Origin of the sequence: Streptomyces echinatus, assembly GCF_014203595.1 — a bacterium.
Lineage (GTDB): Bacteria > Actinomycetota > Actinomycetes > Streptomycetales > Streptomycetaceae > Streptomyces > Streptomyces echinatus.
The window spans coordinates 882,634-902,842 of the sequence record NZ_JACHJK010000001.1 but is presented as its reverse complement, the minus strand read 5'-3'; the positions used below and the strand labels follow the sequence as shown (position 1 = coordinate 902,842).

At 72.9% G+C, this 20,209-nt stretch carries 20 protein-coding genes; 12 read left to right on the top strand and 8 right to left on the bottom strand.

Features of this window, described 5'->3' with window-relative positions; all coding sequences use genetic code 11:
- The first annotated feature begins 167 nt into the window (after positions 1–167).
- From panB to FHS34_RS03960, 3 genes are all read left to right on the top strand, one after another.
- A complete protein-coding gene (gene panB, locus FHS34_RS03970; protein ID WP_184961013.1) occupies positions 168–1,034 on the top strand; it encodes a 3-methyl-2-oxobutanoate hydroxymethyltransferase in 867 nt (288 codons plus the stop codon).
- A gap of 218 nt (positions 1,035–1,252) precedes the next feature.
- On the top strand, positions 1,253–2,278 hold the full coding sequence (locus FHS34_RS03965) for an ATP-binding cassette domain-containing protein (protein WP_184961011.1): 1,026 nt from the start codon (positions 1,253–1,255) through the stop codon (positions 2,276–2,278).
- Positions 2,275–3,096, top strand: a complete 822-nt coding sequence (locus tag FHS34_RS03960) for an ABC transporter permease (RefSeq protein WP_184961009.1) — start codon at positions 2,275–2,277, stop codon at positions 3,094–3,096. Before FHS34_RS03965 ends, FHS34_RS03960 begins: the two co-directional genes overlap by 4 nt.
- A 13-nt stretch (positions 3,097–3,109) precedes the next feature.
- Here FHS34_RS03960 and FHS34_RS03955 read toward each other — a convergent pair whose 3' ends face one another.
- Both FHS34_RS03955 and FHS34_RS03950 read right to left on the bottom strand, forming a co-directional pair.
- On the bottom strand, positions 3,110–6,373 hold the full coding sequence (locus FHS34_RS03955) for an AfsR/SARP family transcriptional regulator (RefSeq protein ID WP_184961007.1): 3,264 nt from the start codon (positions 6,371–6,373) through the stop codon (positions 3,110–3,112).
- A gap of 14 nt (positions 6,374–6,387) precedes the next feature.
- Positions 6,388–6,864, bottom strand: coding sequence for a DUF6578 domain-containing protein (locus tag FHS34_RS03950; RefSeq protein WP_225817434.1), 477 nt, complete (start codon positions 6,862–6,864; stop codon positions 6,388–6,390).
- 116 nt (positions 6,865–6,980) lie between these two features.
- Between FHS34_RS03950 and FHS34_RS03945 the strand changes: the two genes are divergently transcribed.
- Complete coding sequence (locus FHS34_RS03945; protein WP_184961003.1) at positions 6,981–7,784, top strand: site-2 protease family protein; 804 nt, start codon at positions 6,981–6,983, stop codon at positions 7,782–7,784.
- Here the strand turns inward: FHS34_RS03945 and FHS34_RS03940 are convergent.
- From FHS34_RS03940 to FHS34_RS03930, 3 genes are all read right to left on the bottom strand, one after another.
- A complete protein-coding gene (locus FHS34_RS03940; RefSeq protein ID WP_184961000.1) occupies positions 7,774–7,959 on the bottom strand; it encodes a hypothetical protein in 186 nt (61 codons plus the stop codon). The genes FHS34_RS03945 and FHS34_RS03940 overlap by 11 nt on opposite strands.
- 74 nt (positions 7,960–8,033) lie before the next feature.
- Entirely contained in the window at positions 8,034–8,738 is a 705-nt protein-coding gene (npdG, locus tag FHS34_RS03935; RefSeq protein ID WP_184960998.1) for an NADPH-dependent F420 reductase, read from the bottom strand.
- Between the two features lie 37 nt (positions 8,739–8,775).
- A complete protein-coding gene (locus FHS34_RS03930; RefSeq protein ID WP_184960996.1) occupies positions 8,776–9,849 on the bottom strand; it encodes a sialidase family protein in 1,074 nt (357 codons plus the stop codon).
- Positions 9,850–9,956: 107 nt separating this feature from the next.
- Here FHS34_RS03930 and FHS34_RS03925 point away from each other — a divergent pair, with 107 nt between their 5' ends.
- Positions 9,957–10,553 carry a hypothetical protein gene (locus FHS34_RS03925; protein ID WP_184960994.1) on the top strand — a complete coding sequence of 199 codons (597 nt, stop codon included), beginning with the start codon at positions 9,957–9,959 and terminating at the stop codon, positions 10,551–10,553.
- Between the two features lie 263 nt (positions 10,554–10,816).
- Entirely contained in the window at positions 10,817–12,103 is a 1,287-nt protein-coding gene (locus FHS34_RS03920) for an MFS transporter (RefSeq protein WP_184960992.1), read from the top strand.
- Positions 12,104–12,172: 69 nt separating this feature from the next.
- Here the strand turns inward: FHS34_RS03920 and FHS34_RS03915 are convergent, their stop codons facing one another.
- The gene (locus FHS34_RS03915; protein WP_184960990.1) at positions 12,173–12,409 is read right to left on the bottom strand and encodes a hypothetical protein; all 237 of its coding nucleotides are present in this window, start codon (positions 12,407–12,409) and stop codon (positions 12,173–12,175) included.
- Positions 12,410–12,467: 58 nt separating this feature from the next.
- Here FHS34_RS03915 and map point away from each other — a divergent pair, with 58 nt between their 5' ends.
- Both map and FHS34_RS03905 read left to right on the top strand, forming a co-directional pair.
- On the top strand, positions 12,468–13,325 hold the full coding sequence (gene map / locus FHS34_RS03910) for a type I methionyl aminopeptidase (protein WP_184960988.1): 858 nt from the start codon (positions 12,468–12,470) through the stop codon (positions 13,323–13,325).
- 133 nt (positions 13,326–13,458) lie between these two features.
- Positions 13,459–14,106: a biliverdin-producing heme oxygenase gene (locus tag FHS34_RS03905; protein WP_184960986.1), complete on the top strand. Its 648-nt coding sequence runs from the start codon at positions 13,459–13,461 to the stop codon at positions 14,104–14,106.
- A 24-nt stretch (positions 14,107–14,130) separates the two neighbouring features.
- On the opposite strand, the gene FHS34_RS03900 is transcribed toward FHS34_RS03905, so the two are convergent.
- On the bottom strand, positions 14,131–14,859 hold the full coding sequence (locus FHS34_RS03900; RefSeq protein WP_184960984.1) for a PhzF family phenazine biosynthesis protein: 729 nt from the start codon (positions 14,857–14,859) through the stop codon (positions 14,131–14,133).
- A gap of 281 nt (positions 14,860–15,140) precedes the next feature.
- Between FHS34_RS03900 and efeO the strand changes: the two genes are divergently transcribed.
- From efeO to FHS34_RS03880, 4 genes are read left to right on the top strand one after another with little or no spacing between them, the layout of a single operon-like run.
- A complete protein-coding gene (efeO, locus tag FHS34_RS03895; protein WP_184960981.1) occupies positions 15,141–16,277 on the top strand; it encodes an iron uptake system protein EfeO in 1,137 nt (378 codons plus the stop codon).
- A 15-nt stretch (positions 16,278–16,292) separates the two neighbouring features.
- Positions 16,293–17,552 (top strand): iron uptake transporter deferrochelatase/peroxidase subunit, encoded by a 1,260-nt coding sequence (gene efeB / locus FHS34_RS03890; protein ID WP_184960979.1) that lies wholly within the window; start codon positions 16,293–16,295, stop codon positions 17,550–17,552.
- A 3-nt stretch (positions 17,553–17,555) separates the two neighbouring features.
- The gene (gene efeU, locus FHS34_RS03885) at positions 17,556–18,428 is read left to right on the top strand and encodes an iron uptake transporter permease EfeU (RefSeq protein WP_184960977.1); all 873 of its coding nucleotides are present in this window, start codon (positions 17,556–17,558) and stop codon (positions 18,426–18,428) included.
- Positions 18,388–19,383: an SCO2278 family lipoprotein gene (locus FHS34_RS03880; RefSeq protein ID WP_184960975.1), complete on the top strand. Its 996-nt coding sequence runs from the start codon at positions 18,388–18,390 to the stop codon at positions 19,381–19,383. The genes efeU and FHS34_RS03880 overlap by 41 nt, the downstream gene beginning before the upstream one ends.
- Before the next feature lie 57 nt (positions 19,384–19,440).
- On the opposite strand, the gene FHS34_RS03875 is transcribed toward FHS34_RS03880, so the two are convergent.
- Complete coding sequence (locus tag FHS34_RS03875) at positions 19,441–20,181, bottom strand: bifunctional DNA primase/polymerase (protein ID WP_184960973.1); 741 nt, start codon at positions 20,179–20,181, stop codon at positions 19,441–19,443.
- Between the last annotated feature and the right edge of the window lie 28 nt (positions 20,182–20,209).

Sequence of the window (20,209 nt, the reverse complement as noted above, 5' to 3'; positions counted from 1 at the left end):
GGGCCGACGGGGAGAGAGGGCCGGGGTGTGGGCGGGTCGGGGCGGGGCCGGGGTGTGGGTGGGGATCACAGGGGGTCCCCCTGGTTCTCGTCGGCACTAGGTGCCACCATGGAGGCGGTCCGGGGACGCCGTCAGGGCGCCTCGAGATGACTGAAGGAGCCGTTGCCATGACGCAGCTTTCGGCTGCCCAGAACAAGCCCTCCGACGGCAGCAAGGCGCTGTACGGGGGGAAGGGCACCCGCCGCATCACCGTCCGCGACATCGCCCTCGCCAAGGAGCGCGGCGAGAAGTGGCCCATGCTCACCGCCTACGACGCGATGACCGCGTCCGTCTTCGACGAGGCCGGGATCCCGGTGATCCTGGTCGGCGACTCGGCGGGCAACTGCCACCTCGGGTACGAGACCACCGTGCCCGTCACCCTCGACGAGATGACCCTGCTGTCGGCCGCCGTCGTACGCGGCACCCAGCGGTCCCTGATCGTCGGCGACCTCCCCTTCGGCTCCTACCAGGAGGGTCCGGTGCAGGCGCTGCGCTCGGCGACCCGGCTGGTGAAGGAGGCCGGGGTCGGCGCGGTCAAGCTGGAGGGCGGCGAGCGCTCGCACGAGCAGATCCGGCTGCTGGTGGAGTCCGGCATCCCGGTCATGGCCCACATCGGCCTGACCCCGCAGTCCGTCAACGCGATGGGCTACCGCGTGCAGGGCCGCGGCGAGGAGGCGGCGCAGCAGCTGCTCCGGGACGCCAAGGCCGTGCAGGACGCGGGCGCCTTCGCGGTGGTCCTGGAGCTGGTGCCGGCGGAGCTGGCGGCCGAGGTGACGCGGGTGCTGCACATCCCGACCGTCGGCATCGGCGCCGGGCCGGAGACGGACGCGCAGGTGCTGGTGTGGACCGACATGCTCGGGCTGACGCCGGGCCGGGTGCCGAAGTTCGTCAAGAAGTACGCGAACCTGCGTGAGGTCATGGGGAACGCGGTGAAGGAGTTCGCCGAGGACGTCGTCGGCGGGAACTTCCCGCTGGAGGAGCACTCCGTCCACTAGTCCACTGCGGCAACACCCCGGACAGCCCGCCGATCGTCCCCCGTCGGCGGGCTGTCCCTTTTGGCTCCCGACGCCCCACGGCGTGGCCGGTGCGGCTGTGGGTGGGGTGTCGGTGCGTGTCGGTGCGTGTCGGTGCGTGTCGGTGCGTGTCGGTGCGTGTCGGTGCGTGTAGGCGGGCTGTCGGTGGTTTGTCGGTGGGCCCTGGCATCTTCATGTGCATGAAGCGAATCGACGACATCCCCGTCGGCGGACAGTCCGCCGTGACCGTACGGGGGCTGGTCAAGCACTACGGCGAGACCAAGGCGCTGGACGGTGTCGACCTGGACGTGCGCGAGGGCACCGTGATGGGTGTGCTCGGGCCGAACGGCGCCGGCAAGACCACCCTCGTACGCATCCTGTCCACCCTGATCACCCCGGACGCCGGCCGGGCCACCGTCGCCGGCTACGACGTCGTACGGCAGCCCCGGCAGCTGCGCCGGACCATCGGCCTCACCGGCCAGTACGCGTCGGTGGACGAGAAGCTCCCCGGCTGGGAGAACCTGTACCTGATCGGCCGGCTGCTGGACCTGTCCCGCAAGGACGCCCGCACCCGCGCCGACGAACTGCTGGAGCGGTTCTCGCTGACGGAGGCCGCCCGGCGCCCCGCGGGCACCTACTCCGGCGGTATGCGGCGCCGGCTGGACCTGGCCGCCTCGATGATCGGCCGGCCGGCCGTGCTGTACCTGGACGAGCCGACCACCGGTCTCGACCCCCGCACCCGCAACGAGGTGTGGGACGAGGTGAAGGCGATGGTCGGCGAGGGCGTCACCGTGCTGCTCACCACCCAGTACATGGAGGAGGCCGAGCAGCTCGCCTCCGAGCTGACCGTGGTGGACCGCGGCAAGGTCATCGCCAAGGGCGGCATCGAGGAGCTGAAGGCCCGCGTCGGCGGACGCACGCTGCGGGTGCGCCCGGTCGACCCGCTGGAGCTGCGCCCGCTCGCCGGGATGCTGGACGAGCTGGGGATCACCGGGCTCGCGGCCACCACCGTGGACGCCGAGACCGGCACCCTGCTGGTGCCGGTCCTCAGCGACGAGCAGCTGACCGCCGTGGTCGGCGCGGTCACCGCGCGCGGCATCACACTCTCCTCCATCACCACCGAACTGCCCAGCCTGGACGAGGTGTTCCTGTCCCTCACCGGCCACCGTGCCAGTGCCCCGCAGGACACCGCGCCCGCCGACGACCGCCAGGAGGTCGCCGTATGAGTTCCGCCACCCTGTCCCCGGCCGCCGCGAAGGCGGACACGCCGATCTCCGTGCGGGCCCATCTGCGGCACACCGGCGCGCTGATCCGCCGCAACCTGCTGTGGATCCGGCAGGACCCGGAGTCGATGTTCGACGCCATCCTGTTCCCGGTCGTCTTCACCCTGCTGTTCGTGTACGTCTTCGGCGGCTCCATCGGGCAGTCGCTGGGCGGCGGGCAGGACCGGTACGTCCAGTACGTGATCCCCGGACTGCTGGCCATGATGGGCATGAACATGGCCCAGGGCGTGGGCACCGGGTTCAACCAGGACTTCAACTCCGGTGTCATGGACCGCTTCCGCTCGCTGCCCATCGGGCGCGGCTCCGTCCTCTTCGCGAAGATCGCGGTGGAGCTGATGCGGATGCTGTTCGCGAGCGCGGTGCTGATGGTGGTCGCCCTCCTCGTGGGCTACGACGTCCACAGCTGGAGCGGCCTGCTGGCCTCCGTGGCCCTGTCCGCGGTGTTCGGCTCGGCGCTGATGTGGGTGTTCCTGACCCTCGGCGTGGTGATGAAGAGCGCCCAGTCGGTGCAGGCCATGGGCTTCCTGGTGCTGATGCCGCTCCAGTTCGGCTCGTCGATCTTCGCGCCGACCGCGTCGATGCCGGGCTGGCTGCAGGCGTTCACCGACTACAACCCGCTCTCCTCGCTGGCCGACAGCGCCCGCGCGCTGATGGAGGGCGGCACGGACTCGCACGCCCTGTGGGTGACGCTGATCTGGTCGGTGGGGCTGACCGCGGTCATGGCGCCGGTCGCGGTCCACAAGTTCCGCACGAAGAGCTGACCTTCTCCGGCGCTCAGACCAGGGCGGTGGCCTCCGCGAGGGAGAGGCCACCGCCCTCGGCGTACGCGGCGGCGTAGGCGCGTTCGTCGAGCCGCTCCCGGATCCGGGCCTCGGTCAGGTCGAGGCCGAGCCGCTCCACGACGGAGGGCCTGTGGCCGGGCGGCAGCAGCGCGTGCGCGGCGGCCAGACAGCGGGCGCCGTCGGCGGCCCGGCTGCCGCCGTCGGCGTCGGCGTCGGCCAGGGCCATCGCGGCGGCGGACAGGCAGAGGGAGTGCTGGTGCGGGTTGATGGCCTGGGTCAGCGGGTCGGCGGCCAGGCGCAGCGCCCTGCGGATCCGGGGCAGGGCCTCCTCGGTGCGCCGGTCGAGGGCGTCCAGCCAGCCCTCCTGGCAGAGGATCACGGCGTCGAAGACGACGAAGTGCGCGAGCGGGCCCTCCTCGCGCAGCAGCCGCAGCTGTTCGCGGGCCTCCGCGGTGCGGTCGGTCAGGGCGAGCCAGGCCGCGAGGTGGAGCCGGGCGGTGGGCATGGCGTCGTGGAGGCTGCCGTCCTGGCTGGCGATGACGTCCCGGAGCATCCGCTCGCCGCGGTCGCTGTCGCCGGCCTCGATGAGCACGTTGCCGAGCCGGGCGCGCAGGACGGCCACCTGGGCGCGGGCGCCCAGGCGTTCGGCGTGGCCGATGGCCGCCTGGTAGTCGGCGGCGGCCTCGTGGCAGTCGCCCTTGCGTTCACGGGCCTCGCCGCGGGCGGACAGGGCCTCGGTGGCGCCCCAGTTGTCGCCGAGGCGGCGGTAGATCTCCAGGGACTCGTCGGCGTCGCGGGCCGCGTCGCCGGCCCAGGCGGTGCGGTTGGCGAACAGCCCCGCGCGCATCTGCAGCGCCCCGGCCAGCTCCCACTCGTAGCCCGGGGTGTCCCGTGAGGTCTGCACGGCGGCGTCCACGATGGTGCGCAGCAGGTCGACGCCCCCGGTGAGCAGCACGGCGAAGAACCACAGCAGGCCGGGTGTCCGGCAGGTCTGCGGCATGCCGGGTTCGTAGACCCGGGTGATCGCGCGCAGCTTCGCCTGGGCCGCGGGGTTCTGCCAGGCCTCCATCTCGGTGTCCATGCAGGCGAGGTGGGCCAGATGGACCCCCCGCCGGGCCTCGGCGAGGTCCTCGCCGGTGTACGGGGGCGGGGTGTCGGTGCAGCGCCGCCACACCGGTTCCGCGCGGCGGACCGGTTCGGCGAACGGGTCGGGGCCGAGCGACATGACCTCCCGGCACCAGACGCGGGCCTCGACCCGCTGGTCGCGCATCTGCCAGAACCACAGCAGGGAGTGGATCAGGCTCAGGCCCTCCTGCTCGTCGCGGGCGGCGACGGCGTGTCTCAGGGCGGTGCGGAGGTTCTCGTACTCCAGCTGGAAGCGGCCGATGGCGGCGCGCTGGCCGGGGCCGCGCAGCAGCGGGTCGGTGGTGCGGGCGAGTTCGCGGTAGTAGGTCAGGTGGGCGCGTTCGGCCTCGGCGCGGTGGCCGGTCTCGGCGAGCCGTTCGCCGGCGTACTCGGAGACGGTCTCCAGCAGCCGGTAGCGCATGCCGCCGCCGTCGGCGGGGGCGGCCACCACCAGGGACTTGTCGACCAGGGAGCCGAGGGCGTCCAGCGCGGCCGGCCCGCACACGGCCTCGGCGGCGGCCAGGTCGCAGCCGCCGGCGAAGACCGACAGCCGGGCGAGGACGTCCCGTTCGCCGCCGTCCAGCAGGTCCCAGGACCAGTCCACGACGGCTCTGAGGGTCTGCTGGCGGGGCAGCACGGTCCGGCTGCCTGAGGTGAGCAGCCGGAAGCGGTCGTCCAGCCGGTCGGCTATCTGGCGGGGGGTCAGCATGCGCAGCCGGGCCGCCGCCAGTTCGATGGCGAGCGGGAGTCCGTCCAGCCGGCGGCAGATCTCGGCGCACGCCTCGGGGTCGTCGTCGGCCCGGAAGCCGGGGCGGGCCGCCGCTCCCCGGTCGGCGAGCAGCCGGAGCGCGACCGGCTCGGGCAGCGGCTCCACGGGCCGTACCCGCTCCCCGGGGACGCCGAGGGGTTCGCGGCTGGTGGCGAGGACGGTGAGTTCCGGGCAGCGGGCCAGCAGGCCCTCGGTGAGCCGGGCGGCGGCGTCGACGACATGCTCGCAGTTGTCCAGGATGATCAGCATCCGGCGGCGGGCGCAGTGCTCCACGAGCCGTTCCAGGGGGTCGCCGTGCCGCTCGGTGACCGCGCGCATGCTCTCCACGCCGGCGCCGTGCAGCACGGTGTCGCGGGCGCCGATCGCGGTGAGCACGGCCTGCGGTACGGCGTCGGGATCGTCCACGGGGGCCAGCTCGGCGAGCCACACCCCGTCCCGGACGGTGTGCCGTACGGCCTCGGCGGCCTCCTGGGACAGCCGGGTCTTCCCGGCGCCGCCGGGCCCGAGCAGGGTGACCAGGCGGGCCCCGGCGAGGTCGGCGCCGATGTCCTCGATGTCGGCCTCCCGGCCGACGAAGGAGGTGAGCCGGGCGGGCAGGTTGCCCGGGCCCGCGGCGGGGTGCGCGGCCGCCGGTTCCTCGTGCAGCAGCTCGGCGTGCAGGGCGCGCAGCTCGGGGCCGGGGTCGGAGCCGAGCCGGTCGGCGAGGAGGCGGCGTACGTCCTCGTAGGCGGCGAGCGCCTGGGCCGGGCGGCCGGCGTCGCGCAGGGCGCGCAGCCGCAGCGCCTGGAGCGGTTCGTCCAGCGGGTGGTCGTCGCACAGGGCGGTCAGTTCGGGCAGCGACCGCTCGGCCCGGCCGAGGGCCAGGGCGGCGGTGTGCCGGGCGCGCAGGACGTCGAGGCGGCGGGTCTCCCAGCGGGCCGCCTCGGCGGTGTGGTCGGGCAGGTCGGCGAGGGCGGGCCCGTGCCACAGGCCGAGGGCGTCGTCAAGGACGGCGGCGGCCTTGGCCGGGTCCCCGTCGGCGAGGGCGGCGAGGCCGTCGCCGGCCAGCCGCTCGAAGCGGGTGAGGTCGACGTCGTCGGGGGCGGCGGTGAGCCGGTAGCCGCCGTCGGCCGAGGCGACGGCGTCGGCGCCGAGGGCCCGCCGGAGCCGGCCGACGAGCGCCTGCAGCGCGCCCGCGGCGTCGGCGGGCGGGTCGGCGCCCCACACCTCGTCCACCAGGACGCCCGCCGGTACGGTCCGGCCGGGCCGGAGGGCGAGCACGCTCAGCAGGGCACGCAGCCGCGCCCCGCCGACCGGGACGGCCGTGCCGTCGGGGTGGATTGCCTGGGTGGTGCCGAGCAGCCGGTATCGCACGGGGTCCATTGTCTCCGGAGCGGTCAGCGGCGGTCACGGGGCTGCCGCGGTGTGCCGTCCGGGACGTCGAGGGTGACGAGGACGCCGACGGCGCGGCGGACCCGGAACGGCACCTGCCGGGGCGGCGGCTCCTCGTCCTCGAACGCGTCGAACCACTTCGGGCAGGCGTCGACGGGCTCCAGGGCGGGCGCGCCGGGCACCGGCTCCAGCCGGCGGCCGGTGGCCCGCAGGACGAGCGTGCCGGGTTCCGGCTCGGGGTGCCTGACGGCGAGCGGGTCGTGGTGGGCCAGGTACTCCTGGTGCACCAGGTCGATGGCGCGGACCCGGCCGGTGGTCTCGTGGTCGGGTCCGCCGTGGTGCTCCACCCATGCCCCGGCGCCGTGGTACTCACCCTGCGGGGCCCGCGCGTTCACGGCGACCAGCCGCCAGGCGACCTCGTCGCCGACGGCGAACGGTGTGCCGCAGCACTCCATCTGCCAGTGCTCGTAGAACACCCTCATCCGCGTCATTCCTCCACCCTCCAGGAACCGGACGGCCGTCGCGAGACGTTTTCCCCTCGTGTCGGCGGCCGGTACGGTCGCAGTCCCGACCATCCCGGCCGTACAGGAGTCCGACCATGACCACCGCCACCACCCGTCACGGCGACCGACAGGTCAGTCCCGTGTTCGCCGGCATCCTCGCCGTGACGGCGGTGACCGGCTGGGCCACCTGGACCGGGTTCGCCGCGCAGCCGGGCATCGCGGTGTTCCTGTTCGTGACGGCGGCCTGGGTCGTCTCCCTGTGCCTGCACGAGTACGCGCACGCGCGCACCGCCCTGCACGGCGGGGACATCACGGTGGGCGCGAAGGGCTATCTCACGCTGAACCCGCTGAAGTACACGCACGCCCTGCTGAGCATCGTGCTCCCGGTGCTGTTCGTGATCATGGGCGGGATCGGTCTGCCCGGCGGGGCGGTGTTCATCGAGCGGCACCGGATCAGGGGCCGCTGGCGGCACAGCCTGATCTCGGCGGCGGGCCCGCTGACGAACGTGCTGTTCGCCGCGGTGTGCACGGCCCCGTTCTGGCTGGGCGCCCTGGACGGCGTGCCGGCGGACTTCCGGTTCGCGCTGGCGTTCCTGGCGCTGCTGCAGGTGACGGCGGCGCTCCTGAACTTCCTGCCGGTGCCGGGCCTGGACGGCTACGGGGTGATCGAGCCGTGGCTGTCGTCCAAGGTGAAGCGCCAGGTGGAGCCGTTCGCCCCGTTCGGGCTGCTGTTCGTCTTCGCGCTGCTGTGGCTGCCGTCGGTGAACGACGCCTTCTTCGACGTGATCGACTCGATCATGCGCGCGATGGACGTGGACTACTTCTCGCAGTACTGCGGCCAGGACCTGTACCGGTTCTGGCAGGACACCAACGAGTACTGCTCCGCGGTCAGCCGGTGACGGACCGGCTCCGGGCCGTCCGCTCCCGCTTGACGTAGTACCAGGTCATGTTGGAGGTCAGGCCGGCCAGCAGCACCCAGACGATCCCCAGCCAGCTGCCCTGGGCGAAGGAGACGACCGCCGCGGCCACGGCGAGGACGCAGACGACGAGGGTGTAGAGGGCGATGCGGGGCATGGTCGGTCGGCTCCTGTCGGGGACACTGCTCGGAACTGCTTCGCCGACCAGTGTCCCCCATGGCCCCGCGGGGCTCACACGTCGGTGACGCGGAGCCCGGCGTGCGCCTTGTACCGGCGGTTGACGGAGATCAGGTTCGCGACCAGCGACTCGACCTGGTGGGCGCCTCGCAGCCGGCCCGCGAAGACGCCGCGCATGCCGGGGATGCGTCCGGCCAGCGCCTGCACGATCTCCACGTCGGCGCGCTCCTCGCCGAGCACCATCACGTCGGTGTCGATCCGCTCGGTCCCCGGGTCCTGGAGCAGGACGGCGGACAGGTGGTGGAAGGCTGCGGTGACCCGGGAGTCCGGCAGCAGGGCGGCGGCCTGCTCGGCGGCGCTGCCCTCCTCCGGCTTGAGGGCGTAGGCGCCCTTCTTGTCGAAGCCGAGCGGGTTGACGCAGTCCACGACGAGCTTGCCGGCCAGTTCCTCGCGCAGCGCCTTCAGGGTGTCGCCGTGGCCCTCCCACGGCACGGCGACGATCACGATGTCGCTGCGGCGCGCGGTCTCGGCGTTGTCGGCACCCTCGACACCGTGGCCGAGCTCGCCGGCGGCGGCCCGGGCGCGCTCGGCGGCCCGCGAGCCGATGATCACCTTCTGGCCGGCCCGGGCGAGCCGGTGGGCGAGGCCCTTGCCCTGCGGTCCGGTGCCGCCGAGCACGCCGACGACGTACCCGGAGACGTCGGGCAGGTCCCAGGGGTCCTTGGCGGGGGCCTTCTGTGCGCTGTCGCTAGAGGTCATGGGCCGACTCTACGTGCGGGCCCGGCTCGGCACCTGCTCAGGTCAGCCGGCGCACGGGGACCCGGCGGAAGGTGATCGTCTCGTAGGTGCCGAAGTCGCCCGTCTCGTAGAGCAGTCCGACCGTGTGCGGGTCGACGCGGACGAGGTCGGAGTAGGCGGCGGGCAGCCCGTCGACGGTGTGGGCCGTGCGCCAGGTGGTGCCGCCGTCGGCGGAGGCGCGGATCGTCATCAGGGCGCGGGCGGCGGGGTCGGCCGGGGCGGAGAAGAGGAGCAGGTCGGGGTCGCGGAGCTGGAGCACGGAGGCCTGGCAGACCGGTGCGGTCAGCCCGGCCTGCGGCCGGAAGGGCTTCAGGAGGGTCTTCCCGCCGTCCTTGGAGTGGGCGTCGGCCCGGTTGCCGGGGGACGGGGAGTCGTTGCGGGTGTTCAGGTAGACGCGGCCGTCGGGGAGTTCGGCGGCGGTGGTCTCGTTGACGTTGACGTAGCCGTCGGTGTTCTCGTCCAGGTAGCCGAGGTACCAGCTCTCGCCGTGGTCGTCGCTGAGCAGGCAGTGCCCGCTGTTGTACCTGGCCTCGGCGCCGGTGTCGGTGCCGGTGGGCGGCAGGGTGTGGTTGGCGGGGACGAGGACCCGGCCGGAGGTGAGCTGCAGGGCGTGGCCGGGGGTGGTGGCGTACCAGCGCCAGCCGGGCTTCTTCACCTGTGCGGTGATCTCCCTGGGCGCGGACCAGCCGGCCCCGTCGTCGTCGCTGTGCTGCACCCACACCCGGCGGCCGTCGGCGTCACCGACCTGTCCGCGCAGGATGGCGGCCTCGGTGGCCGAGGCGGCGGCCCGGACGTGCACGAGCAGGACGCGGCCGGTGTCGAGGACGACGGGGGCGGGGTTGCCGGCGAGGTCGGGGCCGTTGCTCGCGGCGACCCGGAGGGGGCCCCAGGTGCGGCCGCCGTCCGTGGACCGCTTCTGCACGATGTCGATGTGCCCGTGGTCGGCCGCCGAGTCGTGCCGGCCCTCGCAGAACGCGAGCAGCGTGCCCGTGCGGGTGGCGACGACGGCGGGGATGCGGAAACTGGCGTAGCCCTCGTGGCCCGCGCGGAAGAGGACGGTCACGTCGGTCATCGGGTGGCTCCTCACGGCCTGGGACTGGGCCGGGCCCATCCCCACGTCGGGCGAATTCGGGGTGAACTCGGGGTCACGGATGCTTCGTTGCGGCAGGATGCGGTCGCATGGACGCCGTACGGGTCGCGTGGCTGAGGGAAGTGCTCGCCGGGACGGAGTGGCTGGGGGCCACCCGGAGGTTCGCGGGGGTGCTGCGCGGCTCGGTGGTGGCGCACGGGGGCGGGCTGCTGCTGGTGGGCACGCCGGAGTACGAGCCGTGGCACCTGGCGGCGCACCTGGTGGACGAGGCGGCCTGGTCGGGCACGCCCGAGCTGGCGCCGACCCTGGTACGGCACGACGCGCGGCCCTGCGATCCCGCGCATCTGGCGGTCGGGCCGGGCCGGATCGCGGCGGCGCGGCGCGGTGAGACGCTGCTGGTCGTGGCGCCCGAGGAGCCCGCGCCGCTGCTGGAGCGGGTGCACTCGGCGCGGCGGGCCGGGGTCACGGTGCTGGCGCTGGGCGCCGACGGGGGCGAGCTGGCCGCGATGGCGCACGACACGCTGGCCGTGCCGGAGGGTGCGGAGCTGGACCTGGACACCGTGCAGCACCTGGTGAGCGCGGCGGCGGGCGAGAACGCGGGCTCTCCGCGGGCGCGGCGGGGCTTCCGGGACCGGCTGTCCCGGCTGGCGGAGGCCCTGATGGCACCACCGCCCGCCCCTTGGTGACTTCCCCGCGCCCGCCCCGTCCGACCCGGGGCCGAGCCCTGCGGCAGAGGTGACCGCCGGGCCGGGGAGGGACGCCCGACCCGTCCGGGCGGGAAACGGGCGTGGTGGCGGGGGGTGTCGGGGGCGGGGGCGGCTGGTGGGGTGAGCCGGTGGGCGGGGATGGCCGGTGTGCCGGGCGGGCCGGGCCCCGGGGAGGCGCGGGGGGAGCGGTCGGTTCGAAAAGCGGTTGCTCCGCTTCGCGCGGCCGCCGAGCATGGCCCCTTGTGCTCCGCAATCTCCTCCCCGACCTCTCCCCCTGGAAAGCCTCCGCCGACTTCCGCCGTCTGTGGAAGTCCGGGCTCATCAGCAACTTCGGCAGCTTTCTGACCTTCGTCGCGCTGCCCGTCCAGCTGAAGGACCTCACCGGCTCCGCGGCGGCCGTCGGGGCGATCGGCGCCGTGGAGCTGCTTCCGCTGATCGTCTGCGGTCTCTACGGCGGCGCCCTCGCCGACGCCCTGGACAAGCGGAAGCTCATCGTGTGGACAGAGGCCGGCCAGGGCCTGCTCAGCGCCGTCCTGCTGCTGAACGCCCTGCTCCCGCACCCCGCGGTCTGGCCGCTGTACGCCGTCGCGGCCCTCTCCTCCGCCCTGGTCTCCGTCCAGCGCCCGGCCCACGACTCGCTGTGGCCCCGGATCGTCGCCCACGACGACATGCCGGCCGCGGCCTCGCTGAACTCGCTGCGCTGGACCGTGGGCGGGGTCGCCGGGCCGGCGGTCGCGGGCGTGGTCGTGGCCTACGCCGGCCTCGGCTGGGCCTACGCCGCCGATCTGCTGACCTTCGCGCTCTCGCTGGCGTACATGGCGCGGATCGCCCCCTCCCCCGCCGCCGCGGAGGCCGCGAAGCCGGATCTGAAGGCCGTCGCGGAGGGCGCCCGGTATGCATGGAGCCGCAAGGAGCTGCTCGGCACCTACGCCGTCGACCTCGCGGCGATGTTCCTGGCCATGCCGCTCGCCGTGCTGCCGTTCCTCGCCGACGACCTGCACGCCGAGTGGGCGCTCGGGCTGATGTACGCCGCCCTCCCGGCGGGCGCGCTGGTGGTGAGCCTGACCAGCGGCTGGACCTCGCGGGTGCACCGGCACGGGCTGATGGTGGTGCTGGCGGCCGCCGGGTGGGGCCTGGCGGTCGCGGCGGCCGGTCTGTGCGGGAACGTGTGGCTGGTGCTGCTGCTCCTCACCGTCGGCGGCGGTTTCGACATGGTCAGCGGGGTCTTCCGGGCGGCCATGTGGAACCAGACGATCCCGGACGAGCTGCGCGGCCGGCTCGCCGGGATCGAGCTGCTGTCGTACTCGGTCGGCCCGCAGCTCGGCCAGGTCCGGGCCGGTGGCACGGCGGCCTGGGCGGGCGTACGGGCCTCGGTGTGGTCCGGTGGCCTGGCGTGCGCGGGCGCGGTGGGGCTGCTCGCGCTGTGCCTGCCGGGCCTGATGACGTACGACGCCCGGACGAACGAGCACGCGGTACGGATGCGCGAGCGGCGCGCGGCCCCCGGTGACGCCGTGACCGCGCAGGCATGACACGCGGCGTCAGCCGGACCGGCAGGCACGGCAGGCAGGCAGGCAGGCAGGCAGGCAGGGAGGGAGGAGTCAGTCCTCTTCGGCCGTTCCGCCGCCGGACGGCGCGTCGTGCCAGCGCGGGTCGTTCTCCCACTGGAGGTTGCGTTCGGCGGCGGTCTCCATCGCGTGCCGGGCCTCGTCCGGGGAGGCGTACGGCCCGAAGCGGTCCTTGCCCGGGCAGTCCGGGCCCTCCTCGATCTTCTTGTGTTCCAGGCAGTAGTACCACTCGCCGGGCTTGCCGGCGGTGCGCTTCTTGAACAGGGCCATGGACAGCTCCTCTCGCCACCGACATGTTCCCCCATGTCCGCTGGATAGACTCGCTGGCATGTCTGGCCAGTCGCTGCTCGTACCAGGGGAGCTCTCCCCCACCCGTTCGGTCCCCGGAAACATCCGCCGCCCCGAGTACGTCGGCAAGCCCGCGCCGACGCCGTACACGGGGCCCGAGGTGCAGACCCCCGAGACCATCGAGGCGATGCGGATCGCCGGCCGTATCGCCGCGCAGGCGATGGCGGAGGCCGCGAGGATCATCGCGCCCGGGGTCACCACGGATCAGCTGGACAAGGTCGCCCACGACTACATGTGCGACCACGGGGCCTACCCGTCCACGCTCGGCTACCGCGGTTTCCCGAAGTCGCTGTGCACCTCGGTCAACGAGGTCATCTGCCACGGCATCCCGGACTCGACGGTCCTCAGGGACGGCGACATCGTCAACCTGGACGTGACGGCGTACATCGGCGGTGTGCACGGCGACAACAACGCCACCTATCTGGTGGGTGACGTGGACGAGGAGTCGCGGCTGCTGGTGGAACGCACGCACGAGGCGCTCCACCGGGCGATCAAGGCCGTGAAGCCGGGCCGGCAGATCAATGTCATCGGCCGGGTCATCGAGTCGTACGCCAAGCGCTTCGGCTACGGCGTGGTCCGGGACTTCACCGGCCACGGCATCAACTCCTCGTTCCACTCCGGGCTGATCGTCCCGCACTACGACAGCCCGCACGCGACGACGGTGATGCAGCCGGGCATGACGTTCACGATCGAGCCGATGCTGACGCTGGGCACCCACGAGTACGACATGTGGGACGACGGCTGGACGGTCGTGACGAAGGACCGCAAGCGGACCGCGCAGTTCGAGCACACGCTGGTGGTGACGGAGACCGGGACGGAGATCCTGACGCTGCCCTGATCGGCGCGGAGCCCGCTCCCTGACGGGGCGGGCTTTCTCTTGTACGCTTTTACCGACAGACTGTCGGCAAAGTTGCCGACACAAGGTCGGCAAGGCGTTGACTTAGGTAAGCCTTACCTTAGAGGATGTGTTCATGGACCCCTTCTCGTCCCTGATCCGCACCGCCTCCCACGAACAGCACGTGGAGGCGGAGACCTCGACGTTCATGACCGACCTGCTCGGCGGCCGGCTCGGCGTCGAGGCGTACGCGCGCTACACCGAGCAACTGTGGTTCGTCTACGAGGCGCTGGAGAGCACGGCCGGAGGGCTGGCGGCGGATCCGGTGGCCGGGCCGTTCGTGCGGCCGGAGCTGTTCCGGCTGCCCGAGCTGGAGCGGGACCTGACGCGCCTGCGGGGTGCGGACTGGCGGGCGGGACTGAGCGCGCTGCCCGCGACCCGGGCGTACGCGGACCGGGTGCGGGAGTGCGCCGAGCGCTGGCCCGGCGGCTATGTCGCCCACCACTACACCCGGTATCTCGGCGACCTCTCCGGCGGCCAGATCATCCGGGACAGGGCGGAGCGCGCGTGGGGTTTCCCCAGGAAGGGCGACGGGGTCCGCTTCTACGTCTTCGAGCGGATCCCCAACCCGGCCGCCTTCAAGCGGGACTACCGCGCCCTGCTGGACGGGATCGCGGCGGACGAGCTGGAGAGGCAGCGGATCGTCGCCGAGTGCAGGGCCGCGTTCGCGCTGAACACCGGGGTGTTCAGGGAACTGGGCGAGGAGTTCGAGCTGTCGGCGTGACCTTCCCGGGCCGGGCGGGCCGGCTCACCTCTCCAGGAACACGCGGCCGCCGACCTCCACCCACCCGTGCGGCTGCGGCGCGGTGAGGATCTGGGAGCCCCGGCCCTGGGTGATGTTGAGGGCCCGGCCGAGCCGTTCGGTGAGGAGCAGCGCCGCCGCACCGGTGGCCTCGTCCTCCTCGATGCTCCCGGTGCAAGCACCGGCTCCGCGGGAGCGGCTGTCGCCGCGCTCATCGATACGGGCCGGGAAGGCACGGGCCCGGACACGTCCGGCCGCCTCGTCCTCCCAGGCCCAGGCGTAGGTCCTCCCCAGGACTTCCTCCGGGGGGACCCCCGTCTCGCTTCGCTCCCCCGGCGGCGGCACCTCCAGCGCGTCCACCTCGGCGGCGCTCGCGTACTGGCGCAGGGTGCACGGCGGCGCCCACTCCGCGCGGGCCTCGATCCAGCTGAACTCGCCGTCCAGCCGGGCCCCGACGACCCCGGCGGGCGTGACCAGTTCGGGCACGTCGAGCAGCCAGGCCGTGCCCACGCAGGGGTGGCCGGCGAAGGGCAGGCGCAGGGTGGGCGTGTAGATGTCGATCACTCCGCGTTCGGGGTCGTCCACGAACACGGTCTCGCTGAAGCCGAGTTTGGCCGCCAGCTCCTGCCGGTCGCTGCGCTCGGGCAGTACCGAACCTTCGCGGACGACCCCCAGCTCGTTGCCGTAGCCGCCGTTCGGCCCGCAGAAGACGCGGAGCACGTCGTAATCAGTCACTTGGGCATTCAAACACCGCGTTCCCCGCCGGCGCCTCCCCGGCGGGGGCACCGCCCGGCAGCGGCCGGGTACGGGATGCCGCCCGCGTCCGGCCGACAGCTCCGCACCCGGCCCCATGACCCGTCCTTTACTTCCGCTTGGAATTTGTTTTTGGCCGCCGAGATCAAGCCGTGCCTGTGATCTTTCCGTGAGAGGTGAATCACGACCCGCACGGGTATCGGTGAGGTAAGCCTCATGTAAGTTAGGGCAGCCTCACCAGACCAGATCCGCTTGGAGCCTGCATGCGAGCCGTCCGACTGACCGTCACCGCCGCCGCCACCGCGGCCGCTCTGACCGCCCTCTCGGCCTGCACCGCGAAGAGCGATGCGAAGGACGGTGACGCCATCCAGGTCACGGCGGCCGACTCGAAGTGCGAGACCTCCGCCACGTCCGTACCGGCCGGCCAGGTCACGCTGAAGATCGAGAACAAGGGCTCCAAGGCGACCGAGGTCGAGATCCTGTTCCCGGACGACCGGATCGTCTCCGAGAAGGAGAACATCGGACCGGGCACCAAGTACACGCTCACCGCCGAGGTGAAGGCCGGTGCGTACGAGATCGCCTGCCGTCCGGGCATGAAGGGCCACGGCGTCCGGCAGAAGCTCACCGTGACCGGCGCCGGCACCGCCGCCAAGCGCGACCCCAAGCTGGACACGGCGGTCGCCGACTACCGCCAGTACGCCCAGGACCAGGCCGACGAGACGCTGCCGAAGGTCGAGACCTTCGTGAAGGCGGTCAAGGCCGGCGACCTGGACGCCGCGAAGAAGGCCTACGGCATATCCCGCCTCGGCTGGGAGCGCACCGAGCCGGTCGCCGAGTCCTTCGGTGACATCGACCCGAAGGTCGACGTCCGCGAGGACGGCCTCGAGAACGGCCAGAAGTGGACCGGCTGGCACCGGCTGGAGAAGGCGCTCTGGCACGACAAGAAGATCGGCGCCGAGGAGAAGTCCCTCGCCGACCAGCTGGTGAAGGACCTCAAGGACTGGCAGGGCCGGGTCGGCAAGGCCGAGATCACCCCGACCTCCATGGCCAACGGCGCCAAGGAGCTGCTGGACGAGGTCGCCACCGGCAAGGTCACCGGCGAGGAGGACCGCTACGCGCACACCGACCTGGTCGACTTCAAGGGCAACGTCGAGGGCGCCCAGAAGGCGTACGAGCTGCTGAAGCCGGTCGCCGCGAAGAACGACCCGGCGCTGGCCAAGGAGCTGGACAAGCAGTTCGCGGCGTTGGACGCGCTGCTCGACAAGTACCGCGAGGACAAGACGTCCTACGACTTCGTCTCCTACGACAAGGTCACCAAGGAACAGCGCAAGGAGCTGTCGGACGCGGTGAACGCGCTCGCCGAGCCGCTGTCCAAGCTCGCCGCCGCGGTCGTGAAGTAAGCAGGGGGTAGGGCGATGACCGAGAGCCAGGGGAGCAATCCGTCGCGTCGGACGCTGATCGGCTGGGGTGGTGCCGGGCTCGCGCTCGGGGCCGCCGCGGCCGGCGGTGCGGTGGCGATGGCCGAGGCGGGCGACGACGTGGACCCGGTGGCCGCCGAGACGGGCGGCGCGGTGGAGTTCCACGGCGCCAACCAGGCCGGCATCGCCACCCCGGTGCAGGACCGGCTGCACTTCGCCGCGTTCGACGTGAAGACCGAGGACCGCGAGGAGTTCGTCCAGATGCTCAAGGACTGGACCGCGGCGGCCCGCCGGATGACCGCGGGCGAGGCGGTCGGCGAGGGCGCCTACGGCGGGCTCGCCGAGGCCCCGCCGGACGACACCGGTGAGGCGCTCGGGCTCAAGCCGTCCCGGCTGACGCTGACCATCGGGTTCGGGCCGTCGCTCTTCGACCGGTTCGGCCTGGCCGACAAGCGGCCCGAGGCCCTGGTCGACCTGCCCAAGTTCCCCGGGGACAACCTGGACCGGTCCCGCACCGGCGGCGATCTGTGCGTCCAGGCCTGCGCCGACGACCCGCAGGTCGCCGTGCACGCCATCCGCAACCTGGCCCGGATCGGCTTCGGCAAGGTCGCCATCCGCTGGTCCCAGCTGGGCTTCGGCAAGACCTCCTCGACCACCCCGGACGCGCAGACCCCGCGCAACCTCATGGGGTTCAAGGACGGCACCCGCAACATCGCGGGCACCGAGACCGACCGGCTGAAGAAGTTCGTGTGGGTCGGCGACGGGGACGGCGACGCGAAGTCGTCCTGGATGACCGGGGGGTCGTACCTCGTCGCCCGCCGCATCCGGATGAACATCGAGACCTGGGACCGCACCTCGCTGCAGGAGCAGGAGGACGTGTTCGGCCGGGACAAGCGCGAGGGCGCCCCGGTCGGCAAGGCCAAGGAGCACGACGAGCCGTTCCTGAAGGCGATGAAGCCGGACGCGCACGTGCGTCTCGCGCACCCCGACTCCAACGGCGGGGTCACCATCCTGCGCCGGGGCTACTCCTTCACCGACGGCACCGACGGCCTCGGCCGCCTGGACGCCGGCCTGTTCTTCCTCGCCTACCAGCGGGACGTGCGCAAGGGCTTCATCCCGCTGCAGCGCAGGCTGTCGGCGCAGGACGCGCTGAACGAGTACATCCAGCACGTGGGTTCGGCGGTCTTCGCGGTTCCCCCCGGCGTCCGGGACGCCCACGACTGGTGGGGCCGCACACTGTTCTCGAAGGAGGCGTAGCCCGTGTTCTCCAACTACCTCATCGGCCTGCGCGAGGGGCTGGAGGCGTCGCTCGTCGTCTGCATCCTGATCGCCTACCTGGTCAAGACCGGCCGCAGGGACGCCCTGAAGCCGATCTGGACGGGCATCGGCATCGCGATCGCCATCGCCATGGGCTTCGGCTGCGCCCTGGAGTTCGGCTCGCAGGAGCTGACGTTCCAGGCGCAGGAGGCGCTCGGCGGCTCCCTGTCGATCGTCGCCGTGGGCCTGGTGACCTGGATGGTGTTCTGGATGCGGCGCACCGCCCGGCACCTGAAGTCCGAGCTGCACGGCAGGCTGGACGCGGCCCTCGCCCTGGGCACGGGCGCGCTGGTCGCCACCGCGTTCCTCGCCGTCGGCCGGGAGGGCCTGGAGACCGCGCTGTTCGTGTGGGCGTCGGTGCACGCTGCCTCCGACGGCACCCCGCGCCCGCTGGTCGGCGTGGCCCTGGGCCTCGCCACGGCGGTGCTCCTGGGCTGGCTGTTCTACCGGGGCGCCCTGAGGATCAACCTGGCCAAGTTCTTCACCTGGACCGGCGGCATGCTGGTCGTGGTCGCGGCGGGCGTGCTGGCGTACGGCTTCCACGATCTGCAGGAGGCCAACTGGGTCCCGGGCATCAACGAGCTGGCCTTCGACATCAGCGGCGCCATCCCGCCGGACAGCTGGTACGGCACCCTGCTGAAGGGCGTCTTCAACTTCCAGCCTGATCCGACGGTCGTCCAGATCACGGTGTGGGCGCTGTATCTGGTCCCGGTGCTCGCGCTGTTCCTCTCCCCGGTAGGGTTCGCCTCCGGAAAGGGGAAGGTGAAGGAGCCGGATGAGCAGGGAACACAGCCGTCGACGGCTTCGCAGGCGTGACCGGAACGCACTCATAGCAGCCGCGCTGACCGCTTTGTCGCTGACGACGGCGAGCGGTTGTGTGGTGGTGCACGGGGAGCGCGAGGTGGTGCCCGCCACCACCCGCGCCGAGGCCGCGAAGGCGCTCACCGCGTTCACGGACGCGTACAACAAGGCCGACAAGGCCTACGACAGCTCCGTGGACGCGCCCTATGTCACCGGGGCGCTCGCCGACATCGACTCCGCCCGGCTGAAGGCCGGGCACGTCAACAGCCCGTCGGGGAACGCGAACCACACCCCGCTGACGCTGACGGACGCGCACTTCACGATCCCCGAGAAGGCCGGCTGGCCCCGCTGGTTCGTCGCCGACGCCCGGGGCAACAAGGGCGGCGACTTCCGCTGGGTGCTGGTGTTCACCCGCCACGACCTCGGCGAGCGGTGGCAGGTGGCCTATCTGACCCTCATGACGCCCGGGACCGTACCGGAGTTCAGGACGGACGAGGACGGCTGGGCCGAGGCCGTACCGGCCGACACCACGCAACTGGCCGTCCGCCCGGACGAGCTGAGCAAGTCCTTCGCGAGCTATCTGCAGGACGGCGGGAAGGCCTTCGCCGACGGCCGCGACACCAGCGGGCTGCGCGCGGACCGCGAGAAGGCCGCCAACACGCCCGGCCTGGTCCGGCAGTACATCGACGAACCGCTCACCCGCGACGACTACGCGCCGCTCGCGCTGCGCACCGCGGACGGCGGGGCGCTGGTGTTCTTCACCACGCACCACTACGAGAAGCAGACCGCCTACACGGGCGGCACCGTGCAGGTGCCGAACAAGGACGTGCAGGCCCTGGTCAAGGGCGAGGTGAAGCAGTCCCTGACGCTGGAGTCGATCGCCAACCAGGCCGTGCTCGACCCGGCCGGCAGCGGCCCGGTGCGGATGCTGGGGCGGGTCCAGGGAATGACGTCCGCCCAGGGCGAGTAGCCGCCGGGACGGTCGTCGGCGGCCGCCGGGGCCGTCGCCGGCCGCCGGGTCGGCCGGTCAGTGGCGCGGTGGCCAGGTCGCGGCCTGGTGGCCGCTCTCGTCGCCCGCGTGCCGGGCGCAGGCGTCGGTGAGCACCTCCAGCAGGCTCAGCGGATCGGGCAGCGGATGCTCGGGGCCGCGCGCCCAGCGCACCTGCCGGCCGTCCTCGCCGGGCAGCCGGGCGGGCGGCACGAGGACGTAGGAGCCGCGGCAGTGCCAGCGCAGGCCGGGATGCTCGTCCATCGTCTCGGGGTGGCAGTCCAGCTCGCAGGGCCACCACTCGTCCTCGTCCTCGGGGGTGCCGCGGGTGAGGGTGAAGAACAGCATGCGGCCGTCGTCGCTCTCGGCGACCGGTCCGACCTCGATGCCGGAGCCGAGGAGCCGGTCCAGGGCCTCGCGGCCGGCCTTCAGGGGCACGTCCAGCACGTCGTGCACCATGCCGGTGGCGGTGATGAAGTTCGCCTGCGGCTGGTGCCGGGCCCAGCGCTCGATCTGGGCGCGGTCGGTGGTGGACTGCGTCTGCCAGGCGAACGACACGGGGTGCCGGGCCGGGGTGGGGCAGCCGACGCGGTCGCAGGAGCAGCGGTAGCCGGGGGCGGGGTGCGCGGCGGGCGCCAGCGGCAGCCCCGCGCCGGCGGCGGCGAGCAGCAGGGCCTCACGGCCCTCGTCGTCGGCGGCGGTCTCCTTCGGGCGGCGTCCGCGCAGCCACTGGGAGAGTTTGCCCTGCCGGCCGGTCCGGCCGCCGAACGTCGCGCTCATCTATCGCCTCGGTCTGGTGGTCGCCTCG